The sequence below is a fragment of the Pseudomaricurvus sp. genome (assembly GCF_965662505.1).
Lineage (GTDB): Bacteria > Pseudomonadota > Gammaproteobacteria > Pseudomonadales > Cellvibrionaceae > Pseudomaricurvus.
On record NZ_CBFIHX010000089.1, the window covers coordinates 1 to 14,831 of the forward strand.

Sequence of the window (14,831 nt, forward strand, 5' to 3'; positions counted from 1 at the left end):
GAGAGACTCGTCACTATGGGGTGGAGTTACAAGCTGCTTATGTGTTTTCGCCGCAGTGGGATTTGACGACGTCATTAGCCTGGGCTGAACATTCCGTTGAGTCTGCCAGCCTGCTAAACGGAAACGATCTGTCAGGCAACGATATGGACACGGCACCCGAGTGGCTCGGCAGTGTGCAATTGCACTATCAGCCCACGGATCGTTGGTGGTTTGAGTTGGCCGCGGTGTATATGGATAACTACTATCTGGATGCGGAAAACGAGCACGAATACGACGGTCACACGTTGTTGAACGCTATTGCCCGGTATCAGTGGGACAGCAGTTGGAGTGCGCGGTTGCGTTTGCATAACCTGACGGATGAACGCTACGCAGAGCGGGGCGATTACGCCTTCGGTAGTTACCGCTACTTTACCGGTGAAAACCGTGCGGCTTATCTGGAAGTTCGTCGCCAGTTTTAAACTCTTTATTTTGGCTCAAAGGTTGTTTTATTCGAGCCGGGATCCCTTATTTGAGTCATGATCCCTGGTTTTCGCGATATTGCCCTGGTGTCATGCCGTGCCATTTTTTAAAGGCGCGGTAAAAGGCGCTGGGTTCGGTAAAGCCCAGCAGGTAGGCTGTGTCAGTGATCGTCAGCTTGGGTTGCTGCAGATAATCCAGTGCCAGTTGGTGACGGGTTTTATCCAGCACTTCCTGATAACTGCTTTTTTCTTTTGCCAGCTTGCGCTGCAGCGTTCTTTGGCTAACTCCCAGTTTTTCGGCAATGCGGGCTTTGTCCGGTTCTTGACCTAACAGGGATTCTGCGATCAGTTTGGACACTTGAGCAGTCACCGGAGCTTTATGAGTGGCGGCGTTAATGATCTTTTCCGCCCGCTGCTTCATCAAGTCCAGAATTTCATGGCTGGCGTGGGGGATTGCCGTGTTTTCCAGCTCTCGCGGGAACAGCATAAAGTCTGAACTCTGTTGGTAGCTCACCGGGCACTGAAAAAAATCGTCAAATCGTTGTTTGTGTTCCGGTTCAGGGAGACACAAACTGACGTGAGTCGGAGTGTAAGCGCTGCCCACCAGCCAGCGTCCCAATACCAGGTTTGCTGCAATCAAGGCGCAACTGCGAATAGGTGATATGGGCGAATCTGGATTCACCGGCAAATATTGTATGTTGAGATTCTCATCGTCCCGCTGCAGCGCAAAGCTCCCGCCTTCGCCCGCCGAGCGTTGATACGTCACCATGGCATCCATGGCTTCACCGATGGTGCGGCTGTTCATCACTATATAACCGGCCACACTGAAACTGGCGGGTTGTGTGTGCTCTGCAAAGGCCAGTGGAAAACCGTCATCGCCACTGATCTGATTGGCCAGCTGCCAAAAGTGTTCCTGTTTGAAAAAAGGGATGCGATTTTCGGTTTCAAGCAATAAGGCGGGATCAATGTCTGCTTGCAGAAGCAGATCATTAATATCTGGTACTGCGTACTCTTGCAACGCCTTGACCAGGGTCTGGGTCAGGCTGACGCTGACTTGCAGGTCGGAGTTGGGCGACGCTTCTGGATTCATTATTAGGATCGTTTTGGTAAGGTGCTGTCAATTAACGTGCATCGATGAAGATGCTATAGATTATAGACCGCTGCGGAGTTGAACGGACGAGTGGCAGCTTCTTTTTATCTTATCAGCGCCAATGTTTTTCCCAGGCGTCCATCACGCGCCGCGGATACCAGTATTGCCCGTAGCTGCCGTTGTAGCGAGCCAGTGCTTCCACCAAGCCGCCGTTGGCTTTGTTGAGATAGTGTTTAAGGATGGTGCAACCGTAAGTCAGGTTGGTGTCGATGTCGGTGAGGTTGTCTTCCGGATGGCCAATTTCATTCTTCCAGAAAGGCATCACTTGCATCATGCCCTGTGCGCCGGCACTGGAGACGGCAAAGCGATTGAAGTGGCTTTCTACTTCAATCAGTGCCAGGACAATCTCCGGCTGCAGATCCGCTCGGCGAGCAGCCCTGTGAATACGCTGTAACAAATCCATGCGCTCTTCAGGATCTTTAATGAATTTGCCGAGATTGTCCTGTTTGGAAACCAACCAGACTTCTGCGTCAAATCGGTCTTCAAAACTGTCGCTGTTCTCAATGGCGTGCTTCAGAAGTTCTCGCAGCTCATCGTCCACCGGTTGTGGTGTCGCGTCCTGAGCAGTGCTCAAATGGCTCAACATCGTCAGACTCATGAGAAGCACGAGTCTGGCGATGGGTGATGAGAGCTTCTTTAGCAGTATGGGCAGCATGATAGTGTCAGTTGACCGCTGTCTTCAGTACAGAAAACAGGTCATCCAGAGCAACTTCCTGCTTGTCGGTGTCGCGACGACCTTTGTATTCCACCGTGCCGGCTTCGAGGCCGCGGTCACCGACCACGACTCGATGGGGAATGCCCATCAATTCGGTATCAGCCAGCATGACGCCCAGACGCGCTTTTTCTTCGTCCATAAACAGCACGTCGTAACCGGCTTCGGTGAGCTGGGCGTAGAGCTCTTCACATTTGGTGCGAACGGCTTCTGATTTGTTCATGTTGATTGGCACCAGGGCAATCTGGAAAGGCGCAATGGCCTCTGGCCAGATAATGCCGTTGTCATCGTAGTTTTGCTCAATGGCTGCAGCAACCACACGGCTGACTCCAATGCCGTAGCACCCCATCGTCATGACTTTCTCTTTGCCGTTTTCATCCAGTACGGTAGCGCGCATGGCTTCGCTGTATTTGGTGCCCAGCTGGAAAATGTGACCAACTTCGATGCCGCGTTTGATTTCCAGAGTGCCCTGGCCGCAGGGGCTGGGGTCACCCACTAAGACGTTGCGCAGGTCGGCTGTAGTGCCAACAGGCAGGTCGCGCTCCCAGTTGACACCGGTGAAGTGATAGCCATCTTTATTGGCACCACAGGCGAAATCAGACACAACCGCTGCACTGCGATCCACCAGTACAGGAATGTCCAAATCAACAGGACCAATAGAGCCCGGTTTGCATCCCAGCACTTCCTGGATTTTGGCTTCTGGTGCGAACGTCAGGGGCGAGGCTACACCCTCCAGTTTTTCCGCTTTCAGTTCATTCAGTTCGTGATCGCCGCGCAGTACCAGAGCGACCAGTCCTTGATTGCCGTCTTCATCCGCTTCACCCAGCACCACCAGTGTTTTAAGCACTTGCTCGGGAGAAATCTCAAGGCTTTTTGAAACGTCTTCGATGGTGTGTTGGCCGGGCGTGGCGACTTTGCTCTTTTCCTGACTGGGAGCAGGGCGTTCTTGCGCCGGTGCAACCGCTTCAGCCAGTTCGACGTTGGCGGCGTAATCACTGCCGGTGCTGAAGGCAATATCGTCTTCACCGCTGTCGGCCAGTACGTGGAATTCGTGGGAACTGGAACCGCCGATGGAGCCGGTGTCGGCCAGTACTGGACGGAAATCCAGACCGATACGGTTAAAGATGCTGCAGTAAGCGCTGTGCATCCGGTCGTAGGTGTCTTGCAGGCATGATTGCTGCAAGTGGAAGGAGTAGGCGTCCTTCATGGTGAACTCGCGGGCGCGCATGATGCCGAAGCGAGGGCGTACTTCATCGCGAAACTTGGTCTGGATCTGATAGAAGTTGGCCGGCAGCTGTTTGTAGCTTTTCAGTTCGTTGCGAATCAGGTCAGTGATGACTTCTTCGTGAGTCGGGCCCAGACAGAAGCTATTGTCATGGCGGTCGTTAATCCGCAGTAATTCTGGACCGTACTGTTCCCAGCGGCCGGATTCCTGCCACAGCTCAGCGGGTTGCACCACGGGCATCAGGACTTCCTGTGCACCAGCGCGATCCATCTCTTCCCGTACGATGGCTTCCACCTTGCGGAAAACGCGCAATCCCATGGGAAGCCAGGTATACAGGCCGGAGGCCAGCTGGCGAACCATGCCGGAGCGCAGCATCAATTGGTGGCTGATGGCGACGGCGTCGGAGGGGTTTTGCTTGAGGGTGGCGATAAGAAAACGGCTAGCGCGCATGACGTATATGCATCTCTACTGAGTTGAATGAACGAGTGTATTGACCCTTTTGGCTCTATCGGCCGGGGAATAGTCCCCTGTGGTCGCCAGAGCTAGGTTAATTCCTGTAAGGGGGGTATTCTAAAGGTGTTGTTAAGTTGGGGAAAGGAGGAAACCTGAGATGTCTGAACTTGACGTGAAGTTGAAATTTGAGCTGGATCCGCAGTTGCAGAGCGATTCTGTGATTTTGGGAGAGTTTCCGTTATCTCTGGTACTGATGAGTCGGGACGCCAATTACCCGTGGTGCATCCTGGTTCCCCGCAGGAAGGGGGTTTACGCCATTCATCATCTGGCTGAAGAGGATCGTCAGCAGTTGATGCGTGAATCTTGCCATTTGGCAGAGGTGATGGCGGACTTGTTTGTGCCTGATCGGATGAATGTGGGGGCTTTGGGGAATGTGGTGGCTCAGCTGCACATGCACCACGTCGCCCGGTTTAAGGACGATCCAGCCTGGCCACGGCCTGTTTGGGGTGCGTTGGAGCCCAAGGCGTTTGCCGACGATGAGCTGAAAAGTCGGGTCTCCCGTCTGCGCAGTGCGCTGGCCGGGGATGACTTTACCCTCCCTGAGTGACTGCTTTGCTCTTACCTCGTTCTCGAGCATTTAGCCCCGTCCTCGAGCGCTTAAAGAGAGGATGTTGAGGGGGCATTCTTGAATTTGAAGGCCTAAACGCAAAAAACCGCACTCTGAAGTGCGGTTTTTTGTTTTATGACGTAATGAATCCGGGGTGCGGATTATCAGTCGGCCATGTCTTTCAGCTTTTTCAGCGGGCGGATTTTAACCTGAACGCTGGCTGGTTTGGCGGCAACGTCCATAAGCTCACCGGGCTTGAATGGGTTGGGGACGTTTTTACGGGCTTTTTTGGCAGGCTTTTTAACGGCGCTGATTTTCAGCAGGCCTGGCAGCACGAATTCACCAACGGCGCGCTTCTTGATGTGACCTTCGATCATATCGCTCAGCTCATCCAGTACGCTCTGAACCTGTTTTTTGCTCAGTTCGGTATTTTCTGCGATCTGGGTCAGCATTTGAGTCTTGGTGTAACGGTCTTTTACGGCTTTGATTTTTTTCTCAGCGACTGGAGCTGCTTTTTTTGCGGTGGCTTTCTTGGCGGGTGCTTTCTTGGCAGGTGCTTTGCGAGCGGCCATGAGTGAATTCCTTTTGGTTGTGTTTGAAGTGTTATTGTTGGCCTTGGGCGGCACAAAAAAGCCTTTATTTATAGGCTTAAAAGGTGCGGTTAAACCGCTGAACCTATGTATAAAGGATAAAACGGATACTGGCAACAATAAAAGCGATAAAAATACGGTAAAAAGTCGTTTTTTTAAGGAGGAGGCAGAAGTTGTTACTGAAAAAGCGCTTAGAGGTCTGTTTGTGCGACTTGGGCGTGGATAGATCCGGATTTACCGATGATTATATCTGCGCGCCAGATTGAGCCATTAAAGGGGGCTTAAGTCTTCTTTAACCGGAGGCTCTGGCTGGGGTATAATGCGCGGTTTTGGTGGGCTTAGTCCCTTTGATGTCGGTGTCCAGCGTCTTTGCTGGCTGAAGTTGAGGTCTGCGTTATGCCGATTTATGAGTACGAGTGTCGTGCCTGTGAGCACGAGATGGAAGCTCTCCAAAAGATGAGCGATGCTGCGTTAACGGAATGTCCGTCCTGCGGAAAACCCGAATTGCGCAAGAAAATTTCTGCAGCCGGATTTCGTTTGTCCGGTGGCGGTTGGTATGAGACGGACTTTAAGTCCGGTGGTAAAAAGAAAAATCTGGCAGGTGATTCGGGTTCCGGTTCCTCAGGTTCCAGTAGTGGTGGCTCTTCGAGTGCACCGGCCAGCAGCAGCTCAGGTGCTGCCAGTTAGAGTCTGGCACCCTCCTGAATTTGACATATAAGACAGTGACTAAATAGGAAAGTACTTATGCGCACCCAGTATTGTGGCGCTTTGAATGCCTCTTTTATTGATCAGGAAGTTACCCTCTGCGGATGGGTTGACCGTCGACGCGATCATGGTGGCGTTATTTTTATCGATCTGCGCGACCGTGACGGTATTGTCCAGGTGGTGTTCGATCCCGACGCGAAAGAGAACTTTGAGACCGCCGACAAGGTACGCAGCGAGTATGTCCTGCAGGTGAAAGGTCGAGTCCGTGCCCGCTCTGAGGCCACGGTCAATCCCAACATGCCTACCGGTGAAGTTGAGCTTTACGGTCTGGAAGTGACCATCCTGAACAGCGCTGAGACCACACCTTTCCCGCTGCACGACAAGACTGTCGGCGAGGAAGTTCGTCTCAAGTACCGCTATGTGGATCTGCGCCGTCAGGAAATGCAGGATCGCCTGCGTTTCCGTTCCAAGGTCACCAATTCTATCCGTAACTTTCTCGATGAGAATGGTTTTCTGGACATTGAAACCCCAATTCTGACTCGTGCAACGCCGGAAGGTGCTCGTGATTATCTGGTGCCATCCAGAACCCACGAAGGCAAGTTCTTCGCACTGCCACAGTCTCCACAGCTGTTTAAGCAGTTGTTGATGGTGTCTGGCTTTGATCGCTACTACCAGATCGCCAAGTGTTTCCGTGATGAAGATTTGCGCGCAGACCGTCAGCCAGAATTTACTCAAATCGATATCGAAACCTCGTTTATGAGCGACGAGGAAATCATGTCGGTCACTGAAAAGATGATTCGTCAGCTGTTCAGCGAGTTGAAAGGCGTTGAGTTGGGTGAATTCCCACGTATGCCCTTTGCGGAAGCCATGCAAAAATACGGCTCTGACAAGCCGGATATGCGCATCCCGCTGGAACTGGTGGAAATTAAAGACCTGCTGACAGACATCGATTTTAAAGTCTTTGCCGGTCCAGCCAACGATCCCAAGTGTCGTGTAACGGCATTGAAAGTGACTGGCGGCGCTTCCATTTCCCGTAAGCAAATTGATGAATACACCAAGTTTGTGGGTATCTACGGTGCCAAAGGTCTGGCCTGGATCAAGGTTAACGAAATCGAAAAAGGCGTTGAAGGCCTGCAATCACCCATCATCAAGTTCCTGGGCGATGAAGTGACCATGAATGTGATGGAGCGTACCGGTGCTCAAAACGGCGATATCGTCTTCTTTGGTGCCGACACTATCAAGGTTGTGACCGAAGCCCTGGGCGCGCTGCGCTGTAAGGTGGGTGAAGATCTGGATATGTACACCTGCGAGTGGGCACCTCTGTGGGTCGTTGACTTCCCTATGTTTGAAGAAATTGATGGCGGCGTAACCTCCCTTCACCACCCGTTTACCGCGCCATCCTGTTCCGCAGAAGAGCTGGAAGCCAACCCTCTGTCGGCTCTGTCCAGAGCTTACGATATGGTGCTGAACGGTTGCGAGCTGGGCGGTGGTTCTGTTCGTATTCACGATCAGACCATGCAGCAGACAGTATTCCGTGTACTGGGTATTGGTGAAGAAGAGCAGCGTGAGAAGTTTGGCTTCCTGTTGGATGCTTTGCAGTACGGTGCGCCACCGCACGGTGGTTTGGCCTTTGGCTTGGATCGTTTGATCATGCTGATGACCGGTGCCAGTTCCATTCGTGACGTTATCGCCTTCCCGAAAACCCAGACCGCAGCCTGTGTTCTGACGGATGCCCCGGGACAGGTGGATACCACTCAGTTAAGCGAGTTGAACATCCGCCTTAAAAAGAAAGAGACCAAAGCGTAAGCGAGTCGTCTGAAGGCACGATGCGAAATGAACGGGAGGCTGTGAGCGCGAAAAGCGTTTGCACCTCCCGTTTTTCGTTCTGGGGTGTGTTCTATAGGGCTGACGCGGATAAAGGCTTCACTTGACCTGTCATGGGTTTCCCGACACACTAACCACTGGATGAAAAAACAGTATTAAGGTGCGGCGGGCTATGGCGCTCATTCTGGGGATTGACCCCGGTTCAAGAAAAACCGGTTTTGGCATTATTAACCACGTCGGCTCGCGCTATGAGTATGTGAGCAGCGGTGTCATTCGTATTCCGGATTTAAGCTTGCCTGAACGCCTGAAAATCATTTTTGATTCCATCACGGAAATTATCGAAGAATATTGCCCACAGGAAATGGCGATTGAACACGTCTTTATGGCAAAAAGTGCCGGCTCGGCCTTGAAGCTGGGGCAGGCGCGTGGTGCTGCTATAGTGGCTGCGGTGAGTCAGAACTTGCCGGTGTCCGAGTACGAGGCCCGGAAAATCAAGCAGTCTGTGGTAGGCAATGGCGCGGCTGATAAACACCAGATGCAGCACATGGTGAAGGTTTTGCTGAAACTGCCATCCGAACCACAGGAAGACGCCGCCGATGCCTTGGGGGTGGCTTTATGTCACGCCAACACACATCAACACTTAATCAAAGTCGCCACGGCAAAAACCTTTCGTCGTGGGCGCATGGTGTAAGTATTATGGTATAGGCTGGCTTCAAGCGTTGGCCTGCTTATCGATAGAGGAAATCACAGTTTATGATCGGACGTCTGCAAGGGCAGTTACTGGAAAAGAAAGCACCTGAGGTGCTGGTGGACGTTAATGGTGTCGGTTATGAGGTGCTGGTGCCGATGACGACTTTGTATCAATTGCCGGAGCTCGGTGGCAACGTGACTTTGGCGATTCACTTCGCGGTCAGTGAAAACTCTCAGGCACTCTACGGCTTTTACGATAAAAAAGACCGGGAACTGTTCCGCACCCTGATTAAAGTCAGCGGCGTTGGCCCCAAAATGGCACTGGCGATTCTGTCGGGCATGGAGACTGACCAGTTGGTGAGTTGCGTGATGGAAGATAATGTCTCGGCGCTGGTTAAGGTTCCCGGTGTCGGTAAAAAAACCGCAGAACGCTTGATGATTGAGCTTAGGGACAAACTGAAGACCTGGCAGGTGGCTCACGCGCCTCTGGCTGAAATGGAGGCCGCCAGTCAACCGCGGTCCGGCAGTGGTGAAGACGGTAACGATATTGTGGCTGAAGCGGAAAGCGCCCTGGTCGCTCTGGGTTATAAGCCTGTAGAGGCAAGCAAAATGGTGGCTGGTGTGCTGCGAGCGCACAGTGTTACCCGCAGTGAAGAGCTGATTCGATTGTCTTTGCGCAGTCTGTCCCCGGCTTAAGAGAGCCTGATTTATGATTGAAAAAGACCAGTTTTCCCCGGTTGAGCGAGTCGTCAGTGCTGAACCCCGGGTCATGGAAGATGTACAGGATCGTGCTGTTCGCCCGAAAAGTCTGGCGGAGTACGTCGGTCAGCCGGTGGTTCGTGAACAGATGGAAATCTTTATTCAGGCCGCCAAAGGGCGTTCGGAAGCTTTGGATCATACTCTGGTATTTGGCCCGCCCGGGCTGGGTAAAACCACGCTGGCGAACATCATTGCCAATGAAATGGAGGTGGATCTGAAGACGACGTCAGGCCCTGTTCTGGAGAAGGCGGGTGATTTAGCGGCGTTGATGACCAATCTCGAGCCCGGCGATGTGTTATTCATTGACGAAATTCACCGCCTCAGTCCCAATGTGGAAGAGGTACTGTATCCGGCGATGGAAGACTATCAGTTGGATATTATGATCGGTGAAGGACCTGCGGCTCGCTCTATTAAGCTGGATTTACCGCCTTTCACCTTGGTGGGTGCGACGACGCGTGCCGGATTGCTGACTTCTCCCTTACGAGATCGTTTTGGTATTGTGCAGCGTCTGGAATTTTATAATGTCACTGACCTGACCCACATTGTCACCCGTTCGGCGAGCTTAATGGGTGTTGAAATTGACGAGCAGGGCGCGTTTGAGGTTGCACGTCGCTCGAGGGGGACACCGCGTATTGCCAATCGTCTGTTGCGTCGGGTGAGAGATTTTGCTCAGGTTAAGGGCGATGGTGTGGTGTCCCAGTCGATCGCTGACCAGGCTCTGAATATGCTGAATGTCGATGAGCGCGGGTTTGATCATATGGACCGCCGCCTGTTGTTGGCCATGATTGAGAAGTTCGCTGGCGGGCCGGTCGGAGTGGAAAGCCTGGCGGCCGCTATCAGTGAGGAGCGGGACACCATTGAGGATGTTCTGGAGCCTTATCTGATTCAGCAAGGGTATATGGCTCGCACCCCTCGCGGACGAGTTGTGACCCCGATGGCTTATGAGCACTTCGGTTTTGATTTGCCAAAACGTTTTCAGGCTGAGACATGATCGGTGGTCTGATCCTTGTCGATCACTCTTTTTTACATTGTTAAGTTGGCATTCATATTTCTGTGTCAGAATCTCACCCGTCCATAACTGTCATGCAATTTTCAGGGGCAAATCTTTAGGTGTCAGAATCAGAGTTTTATCTACCTGTCAGAGTCTATATTGAGGACACCGACGCCGGTGGGATCGTTTACTACGTCAATTATCTGAAATATATGGAGCGTGCTCGCACCGAGCGAATGCGCAGTTTCGGCTTTGACAAACCCGCCATTCTCGAAGACGGCAAGCTGTTTGTTGTGCACTCAGCAAACGTTCAGTACCTGCGTCCCGCTTTGTTGGATGATGAGTTGACGGTGTCAGCCGGGATGGGTAAGTTGGCGCGCACTTATATCATCTTCAATCAGGAGATATTGCGCCAGGGTGAGGTGATCTGCCGGGGAGAAATAAAAGTGGCGTGCGTAGAGCGGTCTACCATGAAGCCAGCTGTTATCCCCGATATCATCCGAAAAGCTCTGAGCTGATTGCGTTGCTTTGTTTTTTTGAATGAATGGCTCTGAGGAGTTCCAGTTGCTTGTCTGATGATGAGCGCCTGCTAGATACAAGCTCGCGGTATCAAGTTTCTCCATTCATTAATGTCAAAACTTGGTTAAACTATGGGCCTGTAAAGGACGAGTCTGACAATACGTGCCGTACCGATGGGACACTTACCCGCAGGTGCAAATTCCAAACCCTAGAATTCTGAAGTGCGAGCGCAGGTAAAGGCAAGGTAGAAGAAGTTGTCTGAAATGCCCTCGCAACACTCAATAAGGATGCAATGGCCATGGCCGAGAGTGAATCATTATCCATCTACAGTCTGATTTTGCATGCCAGCTTCCTGGTGCAAATGGTGATGCTACTACTGTTTCTGGCATCGGTCGTCTCCTGGGTCATGATCGTTCAGCGGGCTCGCTATCAGAATCACGCCCGGGCTGAATTCGAACGTTTCGACAGCATTTTCTGGTCGGATAAAACCGATTTGCCGCAGCTTTACCGCGAGGGTAATGCGCGTGCGGAACACCAGCCTATCGAAGGGGCAGAGCATATCTTCCGTGAGGGCTTCAAAGCTTACCGACGCTTGAGTCAACAGTCCGGGGCAGACGCAGATGTGATTATGGAAGGCGTCCAGCGTGCCATGCGTGTGGCATTAGCGCGTGAAGAAGAAAAGCTTGAAGCAAACCTCCCGTTTCTGGCCAGTGTGGCTTCAGTAAGTCCTTACATCGGTCTGTTTGGAACCGTGTGGGGGATCATGAATTCCTTCCGTGGGTTGGCCAATGTGCATCAGGCGACACTGGCTACCGTAGCACCGGGTATTTCCGAGGCACTGGTCGCGACGGCGATGGGGCTGTTCGCAGCGATTCCTGCGGTACTCGCTTACAATCGTTTCTCGGCTCGAGCTGAAACCATGGTTAACGGCTACGAAAACTTTGCGGAAGAATTTACCGCTTACCTGCATCGTCAGGTTCACAGTTCTCACTAGGGGCGCGGTATGCTTCGACGAAAGGTAAAGAAAAAGCCCATCGCTGAAATCAATGTGGTGCCTTATATTGATGTCATGCTGGTATTGCTGATCGTGTTTATGATTTCTGCACCTTTGTTAATGCAGGGTGTCAAAGTGAAGTTGCCCGCGGCACCTTCGGCTCCTTTGGATGATAAGCAAGATGAGCCTTTGATCGTGTCAGTCGATGCGAATGGCCAATACTATTTGAATCTGGGCGATGAGAAAACGGCCAAACCGCTGAAAGAAATCACGGATATGGTGACGAAGATTCTGCGCCAGAAGCCTCAAACTCAGGTGCTGGTGTGGGGCGATCAGACGGTTGATTATGGCATTGTGGTTGCCATGATGTCGGCGCTGCAAGGGGCGGGTGCTGAATCCGTAGGTTTAGTGACCGAGCCACCGGAGCTGTAGGCGCTTTTTATGACGTCTGTCTTTCAGAAAGCATCCAGGGCTGTGGCGACATGGTTTTCCGGTCGCGGTCCAAATCAGGGCAGCTATGCTGTGCCGATTGCGATCAGTCTGGTTATGCATGGTGTTTTGATCATCTTTGTTGTTTGGGGTTGGCAGACAACTGCCGCGCCGAAACAAAAGGTCGTACCAAAATACGTCGAAGCGACGTTGGTAACCATCGAGCCGAAGACTGTTAAGCAGGCCGCCTCCAAGCCTAAACCCAAGGTTGTGGATATGTCGGCCAAGCGCCAGGAGCAGCAGAGGCTCAAGGCCGAACAGGAACAGAAGAAGCGTCTGGCCCAAGAGAAAGCCGAGCGCGAGCGCCTGCGCAAGCTGGCGGAAGAAAAAAAGCGCAAACAGAAAGAGCTGGCGGAAAAGAAGAAAAAGGAACTGGCTGAGGCCGAAAAAAAGCGGCTTGAGCAAGAGCGATTAAAACAGCAGAAGTTGGAACAGCAACGCAAGCAAGAAGCGGCTTTTGCCGATGCGTTGGCCGAAGAAGAGGCCATGCTGAGCGCCCAGCAAGATCAGGTTACGGCGCAAAGTTACGTCGCCATTATGGCTCAGCGCATTGAGCAGAACTGGAGTCGACCACCTTCAGCCCGGAAAGGGATGAAGTGTGAGCTGCAAATTCAGTTGGTGCCAACCGGTGAAGTGGTCAATGTTGTTGTTCTCAATGGTAGTGGCAATGCGGCGTTTGACCGGTCTGCCGTGGCGGCCGTGAAAAAAGTGGGCCGTTTTGATGAGCTGCAAAAAGTATCGTCGGATATTTTTGAACAATACTTCCGGCAGGTGACGATACTGTTTAATCCGCAGGACTTACGACTGTAAATACGGATTTGTTCTGCGGGCAGAACATATTTCTATACAAAGACAAAGGATTTAGGGAACCATGCGTGTATCTAAGGTTGTCATATTGTTAACGCTGACCGCGTTGTCGTGTCTGGCGCGTGCGGAGTTAACCATTGAAATCACCCAGGGTATGGATAACCCAACCCCCGTTGCGGTTGTTCCTATGGCCTGGTCTGGCCCTGCGTTGGGGGAGAATGTCTCCGAAATCGTTGAGGCGGATCTGAGGCGTAGTGGTCAGTTTCGACCGATTCCCAAAACCGATATGTTGTCATTCCCCCGTACTGAGGCAGACGTGTTCTACCGGGATTGGCGCATTTTGGGGTCAGAATATTTGGTGCTGAGCCGGCTCAGTCAAACGCCAGCTGGGGGTTACTCGCTGGATTATGAGTTGTTTGATGTGCTTTCACAGAAAAAAGTGCTGCAGCGCAATGTCAGTGGCGGACCCGAAAGTTTGAGGGACTTGGCGCATGCAGTGAGCGACGCGGTGTATGAAGCTGTCACCGGTATTCGCGGTGCTTTTTCAACCAAAATGATTTATGTAGAAGCCTTTGGCAATACAAAGTTTCGCTTGATGTTGTCTGATGCGGATGGTGCTCGAGAGAAACTGTTGCTGGAGTCTAAGCAACCGATTATGTCTCCGGTATGGTCGCCGGATGGCAAGCAGGTTGCTTATGTTTCATTTGAAACCGGACGCCCTGCAATATTTCGTCAAGTGATTGCGACCGGAGAGCGTCAGCAGCTAACCAACTTTAAAGGCCTGAATGGCGCGCCAGCCTGGTCGCCTGATGGCAAGAAGTTAGCGCTGGTGCTGTCGAAAGATGGTAACCCTGAGGTCTACACGTTAGACATCGCGTCGGGTCAGTTCACGCGAGTGACCAAACACTTTTCTATTGATACTGAACCGAGCTGGATGAAAGATGGAAAAAGTCTCACTTTTACGTCTGATCGCGGCGGTAAACCCCAGATTTACCAAGTAACACTTGCCAGTGGTCGCATAGAACGCTTAACCTTCGAGGGCGATTATAACGCCAGAGCGAGAGTTTCGCCTGACGGTAAAACACTGGTCATGGTGCATCGTCAGAACGGTGTATTCCATATCGCCACTCAGGATATTACCAGTGGTGACATTCGAATCCTGACGGAAACTCATTTGGACGAGTCTCCGAGTATCGCACCTAATGGTGCAATGCTGATGTACGCAACAAAGTACCAGGGCAAGGGTATTCTTGCGGCGGTCTCACTGGATGCAGGGGTGAAGTTCCGGCTACCGTCTAAGGAAGGGGATGTGCGGGAGCCAAGCTGGTCACCTTATTATTAAAAAACGCACTACTTATTATTAAAAACGTACTAAAGAGTTGTTGAAAGCGGATTCAGGTTATATCCTGTGGGATAAACTTGGTTTGAGCCGTGTTTTAACGATTCCTACTACAACAATTGAATTACCAACGTTAAATCTCTCATTAGGAGTTAGATATGCTTTCTACAGGATTGAAGCAAAGTCTTACCCTGGCACTGATTATGGCGGCTCTGGCTGGCTGTTCCAGTACCTCTACTACGGATCAGGATGCATCAGCTAATGATGCAATGAACACCGGAACAGCTCAAACCGGCGGCACCTCTTCAACAGATACCATGGATGAAGCCCAGGTTCTGGACACTATCTTCTACTTTGGCTTTGACCAGTCCACACTGACTGCTGATGCCCGTGCAAACCTGACTGCTCACGCAGCTCAGTTGAAAGCGGCTCCTAGATCTGTCCGTCTGGAAGGCCACACTGATGAGCGTGGTACTCGTGAATACAACATGGCTCTGGGTGAGCGTCGTGCCAAGGCCG

General features: G+C 51.9%; 18 protein-coding genes. 14 read left to right on the forward strand and 4 right to left on the reverse strand.

Annotation, left to right across the window (positions count from 1 at the left end; genetic code table 11):
- Window positions 1-458, forward strand: a 458-nt coding sequence (locus ACTG33_RS12240) for a TonB-dependent receptor domain-containing protein (RefSeq protein ID WP_439135506.1), incomplete at its 5' end; no start/stop codon positions are given.
- Window positions 459-513: 55 nt separating this feature from the next.
- On the opposite strand, the gene ACTG33_RS12245 is transcribed toward ACTG33_RS12240, so the two are convergent.
- The 3 genes from ACTG33_RS12245 to ACTG33_RS12255 all read right to left on the reverse strand — a co-directional run bounded on the left by ACTG33_RS12245 (window position 514) and on the right by ACTG33_RS12255 (window position 3,995).
- Window positions 514-1,548: an AraC family transcriptional regulator ligand-binding domain-containing protein gene (locus ACTG33_RS12245; protein WP_439135507.1), complete on the reverse strand. Its 1,035-nt coding sequence runs from the start codon at window positions 1,546-1,548 to the stop codon at window positions 514-516.
- Window positions 1,549-1,660: 112 nt separating this feature from the next.
- Window positions 1,661-2,263, reverse strand: a complete 603-nt coding sequence (locus ACTG33_RS12250) for a lytic transglycosylase domain-containing protein (protein ID WP_439135508.1) — start codon at window positions 2,261-2,263, stop codon at window positions 1,661-1,663.
- A gap of 7 nt (window positions 2,264-2,270) precedes the next feature.
- Window positions 2,271-3,995 (reverse strand): proline--tRNA ligase, encoded by a 1,725-nt coding sequence (locus ACTG33_RS12255; RefSeq protein ID WP_439135509.1) that lies wholly within the window; start codon window positions 3,993-3,995, stop codon window positions 2,271-2,273.
- A 160-nt stretch (window positions 3,996-4,155) separates the two neighbouring features.
- Between ACTG33_RS12255 and ACTG33_RS12260 the strand changes: the two genes are divergently transcribed.
- Window positions 4,156-4,605: an HIT domain-containing protein gene (locus ACTG33_RS12260; protein ID WP_439135510.1), complete on the forward strand. Its 450-nt coding sequence runs from the start codon at window positions 4,156-4,158 to the stop codon at window positions 4,603-4,605.
- A gap of 164 nt (window positions 4,606-4,769) precedes the next feature.
- On the opposite strand, the gene ACTG33_RS12265 is transcribed toward ACTG33_RS12260, so the two are convergent.
- Entirely contained in the window at window positions 4,770-5,177 is a 408-nt protein-coding gene (locus tag ACTG33_RS12265; RefSeq protein ID WP_439135511.1) for an HU family DNA-binding protein, read from the reverse strand.
- Here ACTG33_RS12265 and ACTG33_RS12270 point away from each other — a divergent pair.
- From ACTG33_RS12270 to ACTG33_RS12325, 12 genes are all read left to right on the forward strand, one after another.
- Entirely contained in the window at window positions 5,176-5,421 is a 246-nt protein-coding gene (locus ACTG33_RS12270; protein WP_439135512.1) for a hypothetical protein, read from the forward strand. The genes ACTG33_RS12265 and ACTG33_RS12270 overlap by 2 nt on opposite strands.
- 170 nt (window positions 5,422-5,591) lie before the next feature.
- On the forward strand, window positions 5,592-5,882 hold the full coding sequence (locus ACTG33_RS12275) for an FmdB family zinc ribbon protein (RefSeq protein WP_439135513.1): 291 nt from the start codon (window positions 5,592-5,594) through the stop codon (window positions 5,880-5,882).
- 57 nt (window positions 5,883-5,939) lie between these two features.
- Window positions 5,940-7,706 carry an aspartate--tRNA ligase gene (gene aspS / locus ACTG33_RS12280; RefSeq protein WP_439135514.1) on the forward strand — a complete coding sequence of 589 codons (1,767 nt, stop codon included), beginning with the start codon at window positions 5,940-5,942 and terminating at the stop codon, window positions 7,704-7,706.
- A gap of 190 nt (window positions 7,707-7,896) precedes the next feature.
- A complete protein-coding gene (gene ruvC / locus ACTG33_RS12285; protein WP_439135515.1) occupies window positions 7,897-8,415 on the forward strand; it encodes a crossover junction endodeoxyribonuclease RuvC in 519 nt (172 codons plus the stop codon).
- Window positions 8,416-8,477: 62 nt separating this feature from the next.
- Window positions 8,478-9,110 carry a Holliday junction branch migration protein RuvA gene (gene ruvA / locus ACTG33_RS12290; protein ID WP_439135516.1) on the forward strand — a complete coding sequence of 211 codons (633 nt, stop codon included), beginning with the start codon at window positions 8,478-8,480 and terminating at the stop codon, window positions 9,108-9,110.
- A 13-nt stretch (window positions 9,111-9,123) separates the two neighbouring features.
- Complete coding sequence (gene ruvB, locus ACTG33_RS12295) at window positions 9,124-10,164, forward strand: Holliday junction branch migration DNA helicase RuvB (RefSeq protein WP_439135517.1); 1,041 nt, start codon at window positions 9,124-9,126, stop codon at window positions 10,162-10,164.
- A 119-nt stretch (window positions 10,165-10,283) separates the two neighbouring features.
- Complete coding sequence (gene ybgC / locus ACTG33_RS12300; protein WP_439135518.1) at window positions 10,284-10,682, forward strand: tol-pal system-associated acyl-CoA thioesterase; 399 nt, start codon at window positions 10,284-10,286, stop codon at window positions 10,680-10,682.
- A gap of 299 nt (window positions 10,683-10,981) precedes the next feature.
- On the forward strand, window positions 10,982-11,677 hold the full coding sequence (gene tolQ, locus ACTG33_RS12305) for a protein TolQ (protein WP_439135519.1): 696 nt from the start codon (window positions 10,982-10,984) through the stop codon (window positions 11,675-11,677).
- A 9-nt stretch (window positions 11,678-11,686) separates the two neighbouring features.
- Complete coding sequence (gene tolR, locus ACTG33_RS12310) at window positions 11,687-12,109, forward strand: protein TolR (RefSeq protein WP_439135520.1); 423 nt, start codon at window positions 11,687-11,689, stop codon at window positions 12,107-12,109.
- A 9-nt stretch (window positions 12,110-12,118) separates the two neighbouring features.
- On the forward strand, window positions 12,119-12,976 hold the full coding sequence (gene tolA / locus ACTG33_RS12315) for a cell envelope integrity protein TolA (protein WP_439135521.1): 858 nt from the start codon (window positions 12,119-12,121) through the stop codon (window positions 12,974-12,976).
- Window positions 12,977-13,037: 61 nt separating this feature from the next.
- Window positions 13,038-14,315, forward strand: a complete 1,278-nt coding sequence (gene tolB, locus ACTG33_RS12320; protein ID WP_439135522.1) for a Tol-Pal system beta propeller repeat protein TolB — start codon at window positions 13,038-13,040, stop codon at window positions 14,313-14,315.
- 155 nt (window positions 14,316-14,470) lie between these two features.
- Window positions 14,471-14,831, forward strand: a 361-nt coding sequence (locus ACTG33_RS12325; RefSeq protein ID WP_439135523.1) for an OmpA family protein, incomplete at its 3' end; no start/stop codon positions are given.

What these genes read in the sequence shown, in the direction of transcription:
- ACTG33_RS12245 (WP_439135507.1), bottom strand. Translation starts at nt 1,548, where the DNA reads ATGAATCCAGAAGCGTCGCCCAACTCCGACCTGCAAGTCAGCGTCAGC.
- ACTG33_RS12250 (WP_439135508.1), bottom strand. Translation starts at nt 2,263, where the DNA reads ATGCTGCCCATACTGCTAAAGAAGCTCTCATCACCCATCGCCAGACTC.
- ACTG33_RS12255 (WP_439135509.1), bottom strand. Translation starts at nt 3,995, where the DNA reads ATGCGCGCTAGCCGTTTTCTTATCGCCACCCTCAAGCAAAACCCCTCC.
- ACTG33_RS12260 (WP_439135510.1), top strand. Translation starts at nt 4,156, where the DNA reads ATGTCTGAACTTGACGTGAAGTTGAAATTTGAGCTGGATCCGCAGTTG.
- ACTG33_RS12270 (WP_439135512.1), top strand. Translation starts at nt 5,176, where the DNA reads ATGAGTGAATTCCTTTTGGTTGTGTTTGAAGTGTTATTGTTGGCCTTG.
- ACTG33_RS12265 (WP_439135511.1), bottom strand. Translation starts at nt 5,177, where the DNA reads ATGGCCGCTCGCAAAGCACCTGCCAAGAAAGCACCCGCCAAGAAAGCC.
- ACTG33_RS12275 (WP_439135513.1), top strand. Translation starts at nt 5,592, where the DNA reads ATGCCGATTTATGAGTACGAGTGTCGTGCCTGTGAGCACGAGATGGAA.
- aspS (WP_439135514.1), top strand. Translation starts at nt 5,940, where the DNA reads ATGCGCACCCAGTATTGTGGCGCTTTGAATGCCTCTTTTATTGATCAG.
- ruvC (WP_439135515.1), top strand. Translation starts at nt 7,897, where the DNA reads ATGGCGCTCATTCTGGGGATTGACCCCGGTTCAAGAAAAACCGGTTTT.
- ruvA (WP_439135516.1), top strand. Translation starts at nt 8,478, where the DNA reads ATGATCGGACGTCTGCAAGGGCAGTTACTGGAAAAGAAAGCACCTGAG.
- ruvB (WP_439135517.1), top strand. Translation starts at nt 9,124, where the DNA reads ATGATTGAAAAAGACCAGTTTTCCCCGGTTGAGCGAGTCGTCAGTGCT.
- tolQ (WP_439135519.1), top strand. Translation starts at nt 10,982, where the DNA reads ATGGCCGAGAGTGAATCATTATCCATCTACAGTCTGATTTTGCATGCC.
- tolR (WP_439135520.1), top strand. Translation starts at nt 11,687, where the DNA reads ATGCTTCGACGAAAGGTAAAGAAAAAGCCCATCGCTGAAATCAATGTG.
- tolA (WP_439135521.1), top strand. Translation starts at nt 12,119, where the DNA reads ATGACGTCTGTCTTTCAGAAAGCATCCAGGGCTGTGGCGACATGGTTT.
- tolB (WP_439135522.1), top strand. Translation starts at nt 13,038, where the DNA reads ATGCGTGTATCTAAGGTTGTCATATTGTTAACGCTGACCGCGTTGTCG.